Origin of the sequence: Actinomadura sp. J1-007 (assembly GCF_009793335.1) — a bacterium.
GTDB classification, from domain to species: domain Bacteria; phylum Actinomycetota; class Actinomycetes; order Streptosporangiales; family Streptosporangiaceae; genus Spirillospora; species Spirillospora yumaensis.
In genome coordinates this window covers 64,575-79,399 of the sequence record NZ_WING01000003.1, presented here as the reverse complement: position 1 = coordinate 79,399, position 14,825 = coordinate 64,575, and the positions used below count along the sequence as shown (strand labels likewise).

18 protein-coding genes and 1 pseudogene are annotated in these 14,825 nt (G+C 71.5%); 10 read left to right on the top strand and 9 right to left on the bottom strand.

The genetic code is table 11. The features are described from left to right. Nucleotides 1–174: 174 nt before the first annotated feature. Both GEV43_RS41675 and GEV43_RS41670 read left to right on the top strand, forming a co-directional pair. Complete coding sequence (locus GEV43_RS41675) at nt 175–912, top strand: VOC family protein (RefSeq protein WP_160826207.1); 738 nt, start codon at nt 175–177, stop codon at nt 910–912. Between the two features lie 265 nt (nt 913–1,177). Next, nucleotides 1,178–1,717, top strand: a complete 540-nt coding sequence (locus GEV43_RS41670) for a DUF1062 domain-containing protein (RefSeq protein ID WP_309240264.1) — start codon at nt 1,178–1,180, stop codon at nt 1,715–1,717. A gap of 95 nt (nt 1,718–1,812) precedes the next feature. On the opposite strand, the gene GEV43_RS41665 is transcribed toward GEV43_RS41670, so the two are convergent. Next, nucleotides 1,813–2,202 (bottom strand): VOC family protein, encoded by a 390-nt coding sequence (locus tag GEV43_RS41665; protein WP_160826205.1) that lies wholly within the window; start codon nt 2,200–2,202, stop codon nt 1,813–1,815. 58 nt (nt 2,203–2,260) lie between these two features. After that, complete coding sequence (locus GEV43_RS41660) at nt 2,261–2,674, bottom strand: VOC family protein (protein WP_160826204.1); 414 nt, start codon at nt 2,672–2,674, stop codon at nt 2,261–2,263. A gap of 128 nt (nt 2,675–2,802) precedes the next feature. On the opposite strand from GEV43_RS41660, the gene GEV43_RS41655 reads away from it, so the two are divergent. Continuing rightward, the gene (locus GEV43_RS41655; RefSeq protein WP_160826203.1) at nt 2,803–3,768 is read left to right on the top strand and encodes a sigma-70 family RNA polymerase sigma factor; all 966 of its coding nucleotides are present in this window, start codon (nt 2,803–2,805) and stop codon (nt 3,766–3,768) included. On the opposite strand, the gene GEV43_RS41650 is transcribed toward GEV43_RS41655, so the two are convergent. Next, on the bottom strand, nt 3,723–4,955 hold the full coding sequence (locus tag GEV43_RS41650) for an FAD-dependent monooxygenase (RefSeq protein WP_160826202.1): 1,233 nt from the start codon (nt 4,953–4,955) through the stop codon (nt 3,723–3,725). The two genes, GEV43_RS41655 and GEV43_RS41650, sit on opposite strands and share 46 nt — an antisense overlap. Nucleotides 4,956–5,031: 76 nt before the next feature. Between GEV43_RS41650 and GEV43_RS41645 the strand changes: the two genes are divergently transcribed. Further along, nucleotides 5,032–5,571, top strand: a complete 540-nt coding sequence (locus GEV43_RS41645; RefSeq protein ID WP_160826201.1) for a TetR/AcrR family transcriptional regulator — start codon at nt 5,032–5,034, stop codon at nt 5,569–5,571. Nucleotides 5,572–5,632: 61 nt separating this feature from the next. On the opposite strand, the gene GEV43_RS56770 is transcribed toward GEV43_RS41645, so the two are convergent. Both GEV43_RS56770 and GEV43_RS52610 read right to left on the bottom strand, forming a co-directional pair. Next, nucleotides 5,633–5,764: a hypothetical protein gene (locus tag GEV43_RS56770; RefSeq protein ID WP_375539154.1), complete on the bottom strand. Its 132-nt coding sequence runs from the start codon at nt 5,762–5,764 to the stop codon at nt 5,633–5,635. Between the two features lie 70 nt (nt 5,765–5,834). Further along, nucleotides 5,835–7,243, bottom strand: a pseudogene (locus GEV43_RS52610) (MDR family MFS transporter). Between the two features lie 159 nt (nt 7,244–7,402). On the opposite strand from GEV43_RS52610, the gene GEV43_RS41630 reads away from it, so the two are divergent. The 5 genes from GEV43_RS41630 to GEV43_RS41610 all read left to right on the top strand — a co-directional run bounded on the left by GEV43_RS41630 (nt 7,403) and on the right by GEV43_RS41610 (nt 11,211). Continuing rightward, nucleotides 7,403–8,047, top strand: a complete 645-nt coding sequence (locus GEV43_RS41630) for a TetR/AcrR family transcriptional regulator (protein WP_206681656.1) — start codon at nt 7,403–7,405, stop codon at nt 8,045–8,047. Then, nucleotides 8,044–8,832: a class I SAM-dependent methyltransferase gene (locus GEV43_RS41625; protein ID WP_309240263.1), complete on the top strand. Its 789-nt coding sequence runs from the start codon at nt 8,044–8,046 to the stop codon at nt 8,830–8,832. The genes GEV43_RS41630 and GEV43_RS41625 overlap by 4 nt, the downstream gene beginning before the upstream one ends. 297 nt (nt 8,833–9,129) lie before the next feature. Then, the gene (locus GEV43_RS41620) at nt 9,130–9,945 is read left to right on the top strand and encodes a serine hydrolase (protein WP_160826200.1); all 816 of its coding nucleotides are present in this window, start codon (nt 9,130–9,132) and stop codon (nt 9,943–9,945) included. Continuing rightward, complete coding sequence (locus GEV43_RS41615) at nt 9,861–10,175, top strand: hypothetical protein (protein ID WP_160826199.1); 315 nt, start codon at nt 9,861–9,863, stop codon at nt 10,173–10,175. Before GEV43_RS41620 ends, GEV43_RS41615 begins: the two co-directional genes overlap by 85 nt. 184 nt (nt 10,176–10,359) lie before the next feature. Further along, nucleotides 10,360–11,211: a hypothetical protein gene (locus GEV43_RS41610; protein WP_160826198.1), complete on the top strand. Its 852-nt coding sequence runs from the start codon at nt 10,360–10,362 to the stop codon at nt 11,209–11,211. Here GEV43_RS41610 and GEV43_RS41605 read toward each other — a convergent pair. The 3 genes from GEV43_RS41605 to GEV43_RS52600 all read right to left on the bottom strand — a co-directional run bounded on the left by GEV43_RS41605 (nt 11,130) and on the right by GEV43_RS52600 (nt 13,347). Next, nucleotides 11,130–12,398 (bottom strand): MFS transporter, encoded by a 1,269-nt coding sequence (locus tag GEV43_RS41605; RefSeq protein WP_160826197.1) that lies wholly within the window; start codon nt 12,396–12,398, stop codon nt 11,130–11,132. The genes GEV43_RS41610 and GEV43_RS41605 overlap by 82 nt on opposite strands. Before the next feature lie 161 nt (nt 12,399–12,559). Further along, entirely contained in the window at nt 12,560–12,997 is a 438-nt protein-coding gene (locus GEV43_RS52605; protein ID WP_241684557.1) for an MBL fold metallo-hydrolase, read from the bottom strand. Next, nucleotides 12,964–13,347, bottom strand: coding sequence for an MBL fold metallo-hydrolase (locus GEV43_RS52600; RefSeq protein WP_241684461.1), 384 nt, complete (start codon nt 13,345–13,347; stop codon nt 12,964–12,966). Before GEV43_RS52600 ends, GEV43_RS52605 begins: the two co-directional genes overlap by 34 nt. 86 nt (nt 13,348–13,433) lie before the next feature. Between GEV43_RS52600 and GEV43_RS41595 the strand changes: the two genes are divergently transcribed. Further along, the gene (locus GEV43_RS41595) at nt 13,434–14,033 is read left to right on the top strand and encodes an ABATE domain-containing protein (RefSeq protein ID WP_160826196.1); all 600 of its coding nucleotides are present in this window, start codon (nt 13,434–13,436) and stop codon (nt 14,031–14,033) included. A 65-nt stretch (nt 14,034–14,098) separates the two neighbouring features. On the opposite strand, the gene GEV43_RS41590 is transcribed toward GEV43_RS41595, so the two are convergent. Next, complete coding sequence (locus tag GEV43_RS41590) at nt 14,099–14,812, bottom strand: DJ-1/PfpI family protein (RefSeq protein WP_160826195.1); 714 nt, start codon at nt 14,810–14,812, stop codon at nt 14,099–14,101. Nucleotides 14,813–14,825: the final 13 nt, after the last annotated feature.

Below are 14,825 nucleotides of genomic sequence, written 5' to 3'. Positions count from 1 at the left end.
GTCGATCACGCTCCTCGAACGGGGCCCGTTGTCGGCCGCGTCACCCGTCACGCGCACACCGTCGGCCATGTGAGCGATGAGCGGCGGAGCCGTGAACGGCTCGTCGCCAGGGGTGGCGCAGGGCCCGCGGGCTGGGTTCGTACGGGCCCTCTACCTGGGCCTATGATCGGAAAAATGGCATTGCAACTTGTTCACGTGAACATCAAGGCTCGGAACGACTCGGCGCTCGGCCGGTTCTGGGCGGACGTCCTCGGCTGGGGTATGTCCAGTGAGGGTCCCGGTGTGACCAACCTGGAGCCCAAGGGCTTCGTCTGGCCGGACCCCGCCGCTTTCTACATCGACTTCGTCACCGTCCCGGACCCCGAAACGGTGAAGTACCGCGCGCGCCTCGATCTCGCCACCACCTCCGAGGCCCACCACGCGGAGTTGGTCGCGCGTTTGAAGGAACTCGGTGCGACGCCCGCGGACGTGGGGCAGGGCGATGTCGCGTGGACGGCCCTGACCGACCCGGAGGGCAACCTGTTCGGCGTGCTGGAGCCCCAGGAGATCTACAAGGACACCGGGCAGATCGCCCGCGTGGCGGTCGCCTGCTCGGATCCGCGGGCGATGGCCCGGTTCTGGGACGAGGCGATCGACTGGACCCTGCACGAGGTGACCGACGAGCGCGCGGTGTTCCGTTCGCCCTTGGGGGTCGGCCCGTACCTGGAGTTCGTCCGCACGCCCGACGCGCAGATCGTGTGGAACCGCGTCCATCTCGACGTGCTGCCGCACACCGGTGGTGACCAGGCGGCGGAGGTGGCCCGGCTGGAGGGGCTCGGCGCGAGGTTCGCCGACGTCGGCCAGGGCGATGTCTCGTGGAAGGTCATGGCCGACCCGGAGGGCAACGAGTTCTGCGTGCTCGGACGGGGCTGACCGGGGATCTCGGTCGGAAAGCCGTTTGAGCCCTTCCCTGCCGTTGCCGTAGATTGCCTGCGGCCTGTCGCAGTGAAGACAAAGGACGAAACCGCGTGACCCCGCCTGCTCTTCAGATCTGACACCTTCTTCCGCTCACCCGTAGCCGACGCTCCCGTCGGCTCTGCCGGGCTGCCCATGTGCGCCCAGGCATTCAGCGCTTGAGGCCGCGCGCAATCGGCCTCGTGTCAGGTCTTGAGAGAGCATGTCTTCACAACCTCATACCGTGCTGCCCTGGACCGTTCGCCGGACCAGGCTGCCCCTGCTGTCGCTGCGGTGCGCGGACTGCCGTTCGGAGTCCGCCACCACCGGCGAGGGCAGGTTCCGCGTCAACGCCAACGGCAAGCTGCTGGACGCGTGGCTGCTGGTCCGCTGCGTGTCCTGCGAACGGACCAGCAAGCTCACCGTGCACGAGCGAACACCGGTCAGGTCGTTCGATCAGGCCGTGCTCCACGGCTACCGCGTCAACGATCCGGAATTGGTGGCGTCCACGCTGCTGGATCCGGTGCTCGCCCGCCGCAACCGCTTCACGCTGGACTGGACGGGCGCCTGGCGGCTGGACGTCCCGTCCACCTGGCTGGACGATGCGTGGCCGTTCAAGGTGGAGGTCGTCTTCGACGATCCGGTACCGGTCCGCCCCGAACGGCTCATCGCGCAAGGGCTCGGCCTCAGCAGGAACGAGGTGCTGCGCCGGGTCAAGAGCGACGTTCCGCTGCGTCGTTCGAGAACCGCCGGATTCACCTTCACCGTGCTGGCGGGGGACTAGCGGGGATATAGCCGCGGCGGGCCACTCGGGCCCGCCGCGGCTTCACTTCCCGGGCCAGAAAGCGAAGGGCTTGCCGCCCGGTCGTCAGTGCGGGGTCAGGAGGCGTAGGTGGTGACCTTCCACAGGTAGCCGTCCGGGTCGCTGAAATAGCCGAAGTACCCGCCCCACGGTGCGGCGGCCGCCTCCTTGACCACGCTGCCGCCGGCGGCCACCGCATTGCGCATCATCTCGTCCACGACCTCCCTGGAGTCGGGGCTGAAGTGGAACGAAGCGCCGCGGAACCCGGAGCCCTGCGCGGAGACACCGGCGTCCTGCGCCGCTGCCTCCCATTCGTAGAGCGCCAGCCGCGATGATCCCTCGCCCAGGTCGAACGAGACGAAATGGCGGGCCTCCTTGTCGGCCTTGCAGCCCAGCGCCTCATAGAACTCCTTGGCGCGGGCCAGATCCTTGACGCCGAGCATGATGGTGCTCATTCGCAGTGACACGGTTCTCTCCCAGTGGTCTCGGTGGAGGCACCCGCCGCCCGAACGGGCCGGGCGGGGGCTATTCCGCGTACGGCTGGTCGGTTCCGTGGGCGCTGTAGCCGAGGCTCCAGATGTAGCCGTCCGGGTCCGCGAAGGTGCCGCCGTACCCGCCCCAGGGCAGGGCGCCGGCGGGCTTGAGGATCGTGGCGCCGGCCTTCCGCGCCTCGGCGATGATCTCGTCCACCCGCGCCTCGCTGCGGACGACGTAGGTGAGGACCAGTCCGCTGAAGCCGCTGCCCTCGGGGCTGGTGCCCACCTGGTCGGCCAGTCCGTCGCGGCTGTAGAACCCGACGGGCGAGGCTCCATCCGACTCGAAGAACACCGAGATGCCGTAGTCGTCCTTGACCTTCCAGCCGAGCCCTTCGGTGTAGAACCGCTTGGACGCCTCCATGTCCCGGACGCCCAGGAGGATCGAACTGACGTGCGCTTTCATGGCCTGTCTCCTTGATGCTCGATGTGGTCGTACCGTCTGGACCGGCAGGCCGGACGGCCAGGGCCGTCACATCGGCGCCTGTTCACCGGTCAATCAGTAATGACCGGCCGAACGGAGGAATGTGACAGATGGACGAGCAGGATTGGGTGCGCGAGCGGTTCGCCGAGCACCAGGACCGCTTGCACGCGGTGGCGTACCGGATGCTCGGCTCGCCCGGCGAGGCCGAGGACGCGGTGCAGGAGGCGTGGCTGCGGGTCAGCCGCGCCGACACCGGCCAGGTGGAGAACCCGGGAGGGTGGCTGACGACGATCGTCGCCCGGGTCTGCCTGAACATGCTCGAAGCACGCCGGATCCGGCCCGAGGAGCCCGCCGGGGCGCTGCCGGCCGAACCGCACGCGCGGCACGCGAGCATCCGTCCGAACGGGCAGGACGGCCCTGAGGACGAGGCGCTGCTGGCCGATTCGGTCGGCGTCGCGCTGATGGTGGTGCTGGACGCGCTGGCTCCGGCCGAACGGCTCGCGTTCGTCCTGCACGACGTCTTCGCCGTGTCGTTCGCCGAGATCGGCGGCATCATCGACCGTTCCCCGACGGCGGCCCGGCAGATCGCCAGCCGCGCCCGGCGCCGGGTGCAAGGGGCGGCGGGCGCGTCCGACGCCGCGCGATCGGCGAAGCGGGAGATCATCGAAGCCTTCCTCGCCGCCTCCCGGGGCGGGGATTTCGCCGCCCTGCTCGAACTGCTCGATCCGGACGCCGTCGCCGGCGACCTCCGCGGCGGCCAGGAGGTGGCGGCCTTCTTCGCCGGACGGGCCCAGGCCGCCCGGCTCGCGCTGGTGGACGGCGTTCCGGCGGCCGTTTGGTCGCACCTGGGCCGACCCAAGGCGGTCATCACCTTCACCGTCGACGAGAAGATCACCCGCATCGACATCGACACCGACCCCGAACGCGTCCGGACCCTCGACATCGTCGTTCTCCCCGCCGACGCGCCAACGGACCGGCGGCCGATGGAGGACGGTCCTCACCAGGCGGAACGCCGATCCGCGGGCCCGGCTCAGCCTGCCGCGCGATCCTCTGACGCGGCGGGGAACGGCTCGTAGTCGTCGATGGCCATGGAGTTGAAGACGCGTGCGCTCTTGGTGGTGAGGCGGAGGAGGGCGCGGCTGGGGCCGGCGGGCAGGGCGGAGATCAGCCGGGCGCCCTGGGCCAGTCCCCAGACGCCGAGGCGGGAGGTGGGGATCAGGGTCTTCGCGGCGCTCAGCGCGGCCGCGCGGCTGCCGCGTGCGTGCTCGGCCATCGCGCGCTCGTAGGCGGGGAACGCGCGCTCGTGGTCGCCGCCCGCCCGTGCCAGCTCCCCGGCGAGGACGTACGCGCCGACGACGGCCAGGGTGGTGCTGCCGCCGACGGCCGGGCCGGGGCAGTAGCCGGCGTCGCCGACGAGCGCCGTCCTTCCCCGCGACCAGGTGTCCAGGCGGAGCTGGGTGATCGAGTCGAAGTAGAACGCCGGGGTGCGGTCGAGCTCGTCCAGCCAGCGGTCCACGTCGGGGTGCATCCCGGCGAACGCGCCGCGCAGCAGCTCCTTCTGCCGGGGCACGTCGCGGTGGTGGCAGTCGAGTTCGCGCTCGCTGCGGAACAGGAACAGCGCCCGCGCGTCGCCGCGGTGCCGCGCGCCGTACATGCCGGCGGTGCGGCCGACGCCGACGTGGAGGAGCAGCTCCCCGTCGAGGCCGGAGAGGTTGGGCAGGGTCAGCACCCCGAGGTAGGCCCCGATGAAGGCGCTGAAGGCGGACTCCTCGCCGAAGACGAGGCGGCGCACGTTGGAGTGCAGCCCGTCCGCGCCGACGACGAGGTCGAAGCGGCGCGGCGCGGCGTTCTCGAACCGCACCTCGCCGTCGGGGGAGATCGCGGTGATCGAGTCGTCGAAGACGTACTCGACGCCGTCGCGCCCGGCGTCGTAGTAGATCTCGCTCAGGTCGTCCCGCATGATCTCGACGTGCCGGTCGGACGCGGCGCCGAAGATCTTGGACAGGTCCACCCGGACGGGACGCCGCGAGCCCTCCCGGTGGACGGTCATCCGGTCGGCGCCGGTGGCCCGTTCCTCGACGCGCGGGAGCACGCCCATCTTCTCGGAGATGTCCATGGCGGGCCGGAACAGGTCGACCGCGTGGCCGCCGGTCTTGCGCAGGGCCGGGGCGCGTTCGACGACGGTGACGGAGAAGCCGTGCCTGGTGAGCCAGTACGCCAGGACCGGACCGGCGACGCTGGCGCCGGAGATGAGGATCCGCATGAGCCTGCCTCCTTACTTAACGATAGGTAAGTATAGGCCAGGACTTACCTATCGTTAAGTCAGATAGGCTGGCCGCATGCGGCGGCCCTCTGACACCAAGCAGCGGATCCAGGAGGTCGCGCGCGAGCTGTTCGCCAAGCAGGGCGTGCAGCGGACGAGCCTTCAGGACATCGCCGACCGGCTGGGCATCACCAAACCGGCGCTCTACTACCACTTCTCCTCGCGCGAGGAACTCGTCCGCAGCATCGTGCAGCCGATCCTCGACGAGGAGAAGGCGTTCCTGGCGGGTCAGGAGGCGCTGGCCGAGGTCAAGCCCCGCGCCCTGCTGGAGGGCTACTTCGACTTCCACTACCGCCACCGCAAAGAGATCGTCCTCATGCTCAGCGAGCTGACCACCCTCGCCGACCTCGGCGTGATCGATCTCGTGCTGGACTGGCGCGAACGGCTGGTCAAGCTGCTGTACGGCCCCGAACCCACGCTGGCGCAGGCCACCCGCGCCGTGATCGCCTTCGGCGGCATCCAGGACTGCACGATCCAGTTCCCCGACGTACCGGAGGACGAGCTCCGCCGCGCGGCCGTCGACGGCGCCTGCGCGGCCCTGGGCATCGCCCCGTAACGGCACACGGCCCGGCGGAAGCGGCCCCAGCCGTCCGGCCGGGGACGGGTGTCAGTGGGTATCAGCCGCGGTCCTGCCAGGTGCAGAGGCAGACTCGGTTGCCTTCGGGGTTGGCGAGCACCCAGAAGCTCGGCGCCTCCGCGTCGCTGACCAGGCTGACCAGCGTGCCGCCTGCGGCGAGCGCCGCGTCGATCTCGCGCGGAGCCCATCTTCACGGGCCCGGTGAAGGCGGCAGGCCGATCCGGCTGCGCGATACCGCGCGGCTAGGTGCGGGCGACGGCTTCGCTCTCCGTTGTGTCGGCGGGGGCGGGCGGCTTGGGGCGGCCGGGCAGGAGCAGGCACAGCGGGACGGCGACGGTGGTGAACGCGACCGACCACCAGAAGGCGTCGTCGAAGCCGTCGGCCATGGCGCTCTGGGTGCGGGCGCCGCCGGTGGTGTGCTGGAGGATGACGGCGAGCACGGCGGTGCCCACCGAGCCGCCGACCTGCTGGGCGACGCGGGAGATGATGCTGGCGTCGGGGATGTCCCGGTGCCCGAGGCCGAAGAAGGCGGCGCCGGTGAGCGGGACGACCGCGGTGGCCACGCCGATGCCGCGTACGACCAGCGCGGCCATGAGCAGCACCTTGCTGGTGTCGGCGGTGGCGAAGGCGAACGGCACGGTGCCCGCGGTGGCCAGGGCGAATCCGGCGAACGCGACCCAGCGGGGGCCGAGCTGGTCGGTGTAGTGGCCGGCCCGGGTGCGTGCGATGAGCGCGCCGATGCCCTGCGGGATGAGGAGCATCCCGGCGCCGAGGGCGTCCTGTCCGCGTACCTGCTGGAAGTACAGCGGCAGCAGCAGCATCGCCCCGTACAGGGTGGCCCCGGACAGGAACCCCAGGGCGGAGGCGGAGGCCAGCGCGCGGTGGCGGAACAGCCGCAGGTTGACCAGGGCGCCGGAGGTGCGGGTCAGCGCCCAGGCGGTGAAGCCGCCGACCAGGGCGAGCCCGCCGACCAGCGGTACGAGCACCTCGGCGCTGGCGAAGCCGCCCGTGCTGCCCTCGACCCGCGACAGCCCGTAGACGACGGCGGCGACGCCGGGGGAGAGCAGGAGCAGGCCGACGACGTCCAGGCGGGCGCGGGGACGGTCCGAGGCGGGACGGTCGTCGGGCAGGTTGCGCCAGGCGAGCCAGCCGCCGACGACGCAGAACGGGATGTTGACCAGGAAGATCCAGCGCCAGTCGGCCAGGCTCAGGATGGCGCCCCCAGCACCGGGCCGAGGATGGGGCCGAGCGCGGTGGGCAGGGTGACCGTGGCCATGATCTTGCCGATGTTGCGGCCCTTGGCGGCCTGCATGACCAGCGTGGCCATGAGCGGCATCATGACGCCGCCGCCGACGCCCTGGACGGCGCGGAAGGCGATGAGGCTGGTGGCGTTCCACGCCACCGCGCACAGGACCGAGCCGAGCAGGAACAGGCCCAGCGCGGCGATCCACAGCCGCTTGCCGCCGAGCCGCGACTGGGCCCATCCGGCGATCGGGATGGTGACGAACAGGGCCAGCAGGTAGGCGGTGCTGACCCACTGGATCGTGGCCAGCGGGGCGTGGAACGCCTTGGCCAGGTCGTTCAGGGCGACGGTGACGATGGTGGAGTCGAAGACGACGGCGAGGGTGCCGACGATGATCGTGAACGCCATCCGCCACAGGGCGGGATCTATGCGGTCCGGGTCCGCCTGCGCGGGTCCGGGCCCGTGGGAAGTGCTCATCGGGCAGCTCCTAAGAGAGACGACTCTATCTTATGCCGCCAGCGTAGGGCGCTACGTTAAGATAGGCAAATCTATCCAAGGGAGGTACGGATGCCGGAGCGGCGCCGCGGGGCGGTACTGGAGAAGGCGCTCCTCGATGCGGCCTGGGAAGAGCTCACCGAGAGCGGTTACGCCAGGTTCACCATGGACGCCGTCGTCCAGCGGGCGGGCACCAGCCCTTCGGTCCTCTACCGCCGCTGGTCCGACCGCGACCAGCTCGTGCGGGCGGCCATCGCCCACATCCTGGAGGAGTCCCGCATCGACGCGCCCGACACGGGCAGCCTGCGGGAGGACGTCCTCACCCTGATGCGGGAGATCAACGCCACCCGCGTCCAGCTCGTGACGGTCATGAGCGTGCAGCTCGCCGGCTACTACCAGGAGACCGGCGCCGGCCCCGGCGACCTGTTCGCCGCGGCCCGCGACAAGACCGCCGACACCCTCTTCGAACGCGCCGTCGACCGCGGCGAGATCAGACCGGAACGCCTCACCCGGCGCATCAAGTCGCTGCCCTTCGACCTGCTGCGCCACGAGTTCCTCACGACCTTCGCCCCGTGCCCGACCACGTCCTCGAAGAGATCGTCGACACGATCTTCCTCCCCCTCCTCCGCTGACCACGGTCCCCACCCGGCCCCCGGCCCGGCCCCGGGCCGCGCTTCGCCGAAGCGGGACATCGATCGAAAGGACGCAGGACAGTGACGTCCGAGCAGACCGACGTGTTCGACTACGACGCGGAGTTGCGTCAGCACAACGAACTGTTCCGCGCCGCCGCCCGCGTCGGCTCCCACGACCGTGTGCTCGACATCGGCTGCGGGACGGGCCAGTCCACACGCGAGGCCGCCCGCGCCGCCGTCAACGGAAGCGCGGTGGGCGTCGACCCGTCCGCGCGAATGCTCGAACGGGCCCGTCGGCTGAGTGATGGCCAGGGGCTGACCAACATCGCCTACCAGCAGGCGGACGCCCAGGTTCACCCTTTCCCGCCGGCGCACTACGATCTCGCCATCAGCAGGTTCGGGACGATGTTCTTCGCTGATCCGGTCGCCGCGTTCACCAATATCGCCCGTGCTCTGCGCCCCGCAGCGCGTCTGGTGCTGCTGGTCTGGCAGGACCGCGAACGCAACGAATGGGCCTCCGCGATCCGCCAGCCCCGTCCCGCCGCGATGCCCGAACCCGCCCCTCCCGCCCGCGTTCCAGACCCGTTCTCGCTCGCGGACCCGTCCATCACCGAAGGCACTCTGACGGCGGCAGGATTCACGGAAGTCGGCTTCACCGACGTGCGCGAACCCGTTTACTACGGCCCGGACACCGCCACCGCGTTCGATAACGTGCTCCGCCTCTGGGACAAGGAACTGCTCGCCACCCTCGATGCCGCGACGGTCGAGCAGGCACGCGCGCGACTACACGCCACCCTCGCCGCCCACAGCACCGACAGCGGCGTGTATTTCGACTCGCGCGCCTGGATCGTCACAGCCCACCGCGCCTGACCATCCGCTTCGTTGGACGCCGCGGATCACGTGTATCGCGGGCGTATCGAAAAACGCATACGCCACCGCAATGGTCTTCCGTCTTGGGTGGAGGCGCGGACCACGGCGGTCCGTACCGAAGTCATGCTGCTTCGGTCGCGGAGGGGAACACGAAAGGGAGCGCGTCTTGTCGCAGAAGAACGTTCGTCGGCCGCTGAGGAGGGCGGGGCTGGCGGCCGGGGCCGCCATGCTGATGGTGGCCTCGGCCTGGCCCGCCGCCGCCGACCCGGCGCCCACCGCGCGAATACGGGCGGGAACGTGCAGAAGGCGATGGAGGATCTGGCCAAAGCCCACGGCGTAGTGGGGTCCGTCGGCGGGGCCTACGTCGACGGCAAACCCATCGGGGTGGGCAGCGCCGGCTCCCGGCTGCTGGGCGGCAAGGGCGGAAAAATACCGGCGAACTCCCGCTTCCGGATCGGGTCGCAGACCAAGGAAATGGTGGCGACCGTTGTGCTGCAACTGGTCGGGGAAGGCAGGTTGGGCGTGGACGACAAGCTCGCCGACCTGCTGCCGGAGGTGGCGGAGAACGACCTGGTGGAACGGGCCGGCGAGATCACGGTACGGCAGATGATCCGGCACACCTCAGGAATTCCTGACTGGTACGCCGGAAAGCCGAACCCGGACGGGAGCGAGGGAGAGGACCCCTCGTTCGACGTGTTCGACTTCACCACCCACTACCGGCCGCTCGATCTGGTGAAGTGGAGCCGCGCCCGTCCCCGGACCGGGGAACCGGGCGAGAAGTGGTCCTACTCCAACACCAACTACACCCTTCTCGGCATGGTCGTCGAGAGGGTGACCGGCCACGACCTGGCCGCCGAACTGCACGGGCGCCTGTTCGGCCCGCTCGGGATGACCAAGACGTACCTTCCCCTCAAGCCGCCGGAGGCATCAAGGGGCCGCACGGCCACGGCTACTACCCCGACGCCAACGGCAGGCCGCGCGACGTCGACCGGTTCAACGCCAGCATCGCCGGGGCGGCCGGGGGAGTGGTGTCCACCGCGCACGACGTCAGCGCGTACAAGCGGGCGTTCACCCAGGGCAAGCTGCTGCCGCCGGAACTCCAGCGAATCCTGACCGACCGGCCGCCCGGTGATCGGCGGCCCCTGGACAGGACCCGCGGCGTCTGCGGCGACGATCTCTACATCATGGGCGGGAACGGCCCCGGCTTCCTCGCCATGACCTTCTACTCGGAAGACGGCCGCCGCCAGTTCGCGGTGTCGGCCACCCTGAGCGGCAAGGACACCTCCGGGGCGGGCCAAGCCATGGGCAAGGCCATGGAGACCGTCTTCTGCCCGTCCTCGTAGCGGCGCCTCCAGGCCCCTGCGCTGAACCCGCGCGCCCGCTCGGCCGGCACCTGACCCGGAAATGCGCTCGACCGTACCCACCGGTCGCGAACTGCCGGGCTGGGCGCCGGGCCGGGCGGGACGTGCGGGCGAAGCCCTGGTGACCCCTCGCCACCTGGCCGTCTCGTCCCATATCGTGTGCCGGATGCCGAACGCCGACAACCGGGGGAAAACGCGCAGGCCCGGTCCCGAGGCTTTCCAGATCGCGATCAAGCGGATTCCACGCGAACGCCGCCGCGAGCTCAGCCGCCGGTCGTGGCGGCGGATGAGCCGCACGCAGTGGATCATCGCGAGCCCGTTCCTGCTGCTCGTGGCGTTCGTGATGCTGGGCCTGACGATCTGTCCGCCGCTGTACGCGCTGTTCGGAACGGACGTCCCCGGCATGGTCAACGCGGCCGGGAACAAGGGCCCGGCGCCGACGAGCGAACGGGTCACGGCGGTGGTCATCTGGGTGCCCTGGATGGCGTTCTTCGGTTTCGCGGTCTGGCGGAACGTGCGCGTACGGCTGCTCGCTCCGTGCCTGGCCGTGGACCCGGAAGGACTGTGGCCGGTGTTCGGCGGGCGCGTCCAGGGCGGGCTGGAGTGGAAGCGCCTCGCGGCGGTCGGCTTCGCCGACGGGAGGCACGTGGAGCTGTTCCCCGTCGATCCCATCAAGGACGCGCCTCATCCGACGTTGCTGGACGGCCTGGTCGTCAACGGCAGGCCGCCCGCGCGCGGCCTGCGCGGCAAACGCTACGTCGTCGAACTCGCCGACGACGTGGAGCCGTCCGAGCTCAACGCCCTGCGCGAGGCGATCGCGAGGTTCGGCGGCCCCGGCAAGATCCTGGTCCCTGAAGGCCCCGCTCCTGAACGCGTCCCCGCCCCGCCGGTCGTCCGGGAACAGGCGGCCGCTCGGGCGGGGCGTGCGATGACCGGTCATCGGCTGCGCGCGGTGGCGACGGCCGCCGGCACGATGACCAGTGCCAGGATGCCGCCGCCGATGGTAAGGAGCGGGTAGCCGGCAGCGGCGACGACGAGGCCCGAGGCCATGCCGCCGGTGGCGCCGGCGATCGCGATGGCGACATCGACCAGGCCCTGGGTCCTGGCGCGGGCGGCCAGGGGAACGGCGTCGGTGATGATCGCCGTTCCGGCGACGATGCCGAAGTTCCAGCCCAGCCCCAGCAGCGCGAGGGCCGCCACGAGCGGGGTGACGGAGTCGCTGGGGGCGTTGGCGGCGACGATCCCGGCGGCGAGCAGCGTCAGCCCGGAGGCGGCGGCGATCGTGAGGCGGCCATGGCGGTCCACGAGTCGGCCGGTCAGGGGCGAGGGCAGGTACATCGCGGCGATGTGGACGGCGATGACGAGGCCGGAGGCGCCGGTGCCGTGGCCGTGGTCGTGCATGTGGACGGGGGTCATCGTCATGATCGCGACCATGACCAGCTGGGTGAGCACCATGACCAGCGCGCCGGTCAGCAGGAGGGAGCGGTGTCCTTCGACCGCCGGCCCAGGCCGGCCGGCGGCGTCGCCCGGCCGCGCCGCCTCTGCGGCGGTGCGTTCGGCTTCCAGGGCGCCGGCCAGCAGCAACGGGTCGGGGCGCAGCCAGATGGCCAGGATCAGGGCGGCCATCGCGTAGGCGGCGCCGGCGAGAAGGAACGGCCCGGCCAGGTAGGGGATGCCGAGGGTGTGAGCGAGGTCGCCGGTGGGTGCGGCGAGGCTGGGGCCGACCACGCCGCCCAGGGTGGTGGCGACGAGCACGGTGGACACGGCGCTGGCGCGGTGCGCGGGGGATGCCAGATCGGCTCCGGCGTAGCGGGCTTGCAGGTTGGTGGCCGTACCGGCGCCGTAGACGAACAGCGAGAGGAACAGCAGGACGGCGTTGCCGGCGACGGCCGCGGCGATGACGCCCGCGCTGCCGACGGCACCGGCCAGGTAGCCGGCGGCGAGGCCGGGGCGGCGGCCGCGGGCTTGCGAGAGGCGCCCGACGGCGAGGGCCGCCAGCGCGGAACCGGCGGTGCCCAGCGCGCTGGGCAGACCGGCAAGGCCGGTGGAGCCGAGCATCTCCTGCGCGAGCAGGGCGCCGACCGCCACCCCGGCCGCCAGTCCAGCGCCGCTGAGGACCTGGGCGGCGACCAGGACGATCAGGATGCGGCGCTGCACCTGGGCATGGGAGAGGTCCTCGGTCCGGGCGGGCACGGTGTTGGTCACAGGAGGGTGTTCCTTCGATAGACCCGCCCGGACGGCGCCACCGTCGCGATCGCGACGGTGCGGCGGGCGTCGGGGGAGCGGCGTCGGGGGCCGAGGAGATCATGGAGGCCGGGTTCGGGCGGCGTCGGCGGGCCGGGCGCCGGTCCGCCGACGCCGCCCGGTCAGCGGGGGTCGCCGAAGTCCAGGCGGTCGGCCAGCCCGGCGGCGGTGAAGGCGGCCAGCAGTTCGTCACGGCCCTCGGTGAAGTGCGCCCAGCCGTCGTAGTGGACGGGAACCACCCGGCGGGCGCCGAGGATCGTGGCGGCCTCGGCGGCCTGGGCGCTGTCGAGGACGATGAGCGCGTTGTCGAAGAGGACGGTGAAGCGGGGGGCCCCGGCGAAGAGGATCGCGGTGTCCACCGGGCCGAACCGTTCGGCGATCTGCCCGACCAGGTCGAGCGAGGCGTTGTCGCCGCTGACGTAGATCGTGGGCAGGCCGTCACCGGTCAGGACGAATCCGACGACCTGGCCGGTGATCGGTTCGACCTCCTCGCGCGTGCCGGGCCCGTGGACGGCCGGCACGCCCGTCACGGTGACCGTGCCGCCGCCGGGACGGTCCAGCTCGACCGGCTCCCAGTCGGCCAGTCCCTTGGCCCCGTTCCCGAGACGCCGCCCGCCCCGAGCGTGGTGAGGGTGAGCGGGACGTCGGCGAGCAGTGCCCGGCCGGCGTCGTCGAGGTTGTCCGGGTGCTCGTCGTGAGAGAGCAGGACCACGTCAATACGGCCGAGGTCGTCCGGTGCGGCGCGGGAGGGGGCCACCTTGGTCAGCCGGCCGCCCGGCACGCGGTACTCGCGGGGAGGGTCGAACGTCGGGTCCGTCAGGAACCGCAGGCCACCGTACTCGAAGAGGGCGGTCGGGCCGCCGAGGGCGCGGACGGGGATCTGCTCGGTGGTCGCGCTGGTACCGGCCATACAACACCTCACGGATGACAAGGGGCTTATCCGTGAAGCACGGTAACGACTTCTCACGGAAGAGTGCAACCCCTACCATGAGAGCCATGAGCGAGCCCCTGACCGCCGAGTCCGCGTTGCCGCCCGCGCCGGGGGCGGAGGACCATCTCGCCCTCGACTTCGTCAACAGCGCCATCGCGCTGCCCGCGGGGCACTTCGTCGATCTCCTCGGCACCCCCGCGGCGACGAACCGGTGGCTCACCGAACGCGGCCTCGCCCCGGCCGATGCCGGGGTGCAGGAGATGTGCGCGGCGCAGTTGCGCTCGCTGCGTGAACACCTCAAGGCCCTGTTCGCCGCTCACGTCGCCGGGCTGCCCGCTCTGCCCGCGGCCCTGTCCGCCGTCAACGACGCGTTGAGCCGGGCCCCCACGGCCGCCCTGCTGTACTGGGACGAGAAGGACGGCCCCTACCGCGCGACCCCTTGCCCCACCAACGAGATCCTCGACCACGCCCTCGCGACCCTCGCGGCCAACGCGGCCGACCTCCTGACCGGTCCCGATGCCGAGCGCCTCACCGCCTGCGGTTCGCCCCCGTGCAACCGCTACCTGCTGCGCCACGGCCGCCGCCACTGGTGCTCCATCCGCTGCGGCGACCGTGCCCGCGCCGCACGCGCCTACGCCCGGCGCGCCCAGCCGAACGCGGACTGACGAACGCGGACCGGCGAACATGCCGGCCCGAGGCGCGCCGTCCATGTCCGGCTTCCTTGGACGCTCTAGCGGGAGCGCCAGACGGTGCCGCGCCGTTCGTACTCCAGGACCTGCTCGGTGTACAGCGCCGTCTGGGGGCCGTAGAAGCGTTCGATCAGCCACAGGGCGAGGTCGATGCCCGAGGTGACGCCGCCGGAGGTGATCAGGTTCCCGTCGTCGACGACCCGGGCCGCGACGATCTTGCCGCCCTGGGCTTCGAGGAGCTTGACGGCGGCGTGGTGGGTCGTGCAGGGCCGCCCGGCGGTGATCTTCGCGGCGGCCAGCAGGAGGGCTCCGGTGCACACCGACGCGATGATCATTCCGGGGCGGTCGGCGGCGTCCGCCAGGGCTTTGGGCAGGACGCCGCGGCGGATCTCCTCGGCCACCGCGGACCCGGGGCCCAGCCCACCGCCGGGCACGACGATCATGTCCGCGGAACGGGGCGACCACGGAGTGCGGACGGCGATGTCGATCCCGGCGGCGGTGGTGACCGTGCGGGGGCCGTCGGCGGTCACGAAGCTCTGCTTGATCGGGTGCTGGTCGTGGGGGACGATGCCGAAGGTCTCCACCGGGCCGGCGAAGTCCTGCTCCTCCACGCCGTCGTACAGGACGGTGTGCACCCGCAGGAGCCTGCCGGGCGGGCGGGGCGCCGACGAGGCCGGGGACGCGGCGCCGAGCACGCCGAAGCCGAGGCCGGTCGTGGCGACCGTGCCTGAGCGGAGAACGTCACGCCTGTTCATGCGGTAACTCCTT

What these genes read in the sequence shown, in the direction of transcription:
- GEV43_RS41675 (WP_160826207.1), top strand. Translation starts at nt 175, where the DNA reads ATGGCATTGCAACTTGTTCACGTGAACATCAAGGCTCGGAACGACTCG.
- GEV43_RS41660 (WP_160826204.1), bottom strand. Translation starts at nt 2,674, where the DNA reads ATGAAAGCGCACGTCAGTTCGATCCTCCTGGGCGTCCGGGACATGGAG.
- GEV43_RS41655 (WP_160826203.1), top strand. Translation starts at nt 2,803, where the DNA reads ATGGACGAGCAGGATTGGGTGCGCGAGCGGTTCGCCGAGCACCAGGAC.
- GEV43_RS41650 (WP_160826202.1), bottom strand. Translation starts at nt 4,955, where the DNA reads ATGCGGATCCTCATCTCCGGCGCCAGCGTCGCCGGTCCGGTCCTGGCG.
- GEV43_RS41645 (WP_160826201.1), top strand. Translation starts at nt 5,032, where the DNA reads ATGCGGCGGCCCTCTGACACCAAGCAGCGGATCCAGGAGGTCGCGCGC.
- GEV43_RS41630 (WP_206681656.1), top strand. Translation starts at nt 7,403, where the DNA reads ATGCCGGAGCGGCGCCGCGGGGCGGTACTGGAGAAGGCGCTCCTCGAT.
- GEV43_RS41610 (WP_160826198.1), top strand. Translation starts at nt 10,360, where the DNA reads ATGCCGAACGCCGACAACCGGGGGAAAACGCGCAGGCCCGGTCCCGAG.
- GEV43_RS52600 (WP_241684461.1), bottom strand. Translation starts at nt 13,347, where the DNA reads ATGGCCGGTACCAGCGCGACCACCGAGCAGATCCCCGTCCGCGCCCTC.
- GEV43_RS41595 (WP_160826196.1), top strand. Translation starts at nt 13,434, where the DNA reads ATGAGCGAGCCCCTGACCGCCGAGTCCGCGTTGCCGCCCGCGCCGGGG.
- GEV43_RS41590 (WP_160826195.1), bottom strand. Translation starts at nt 14,812, where the DNA reads ATGAACAGGCGTGACGTTCTCCGCTCAGGCACGGTCGCCACGACCGGC.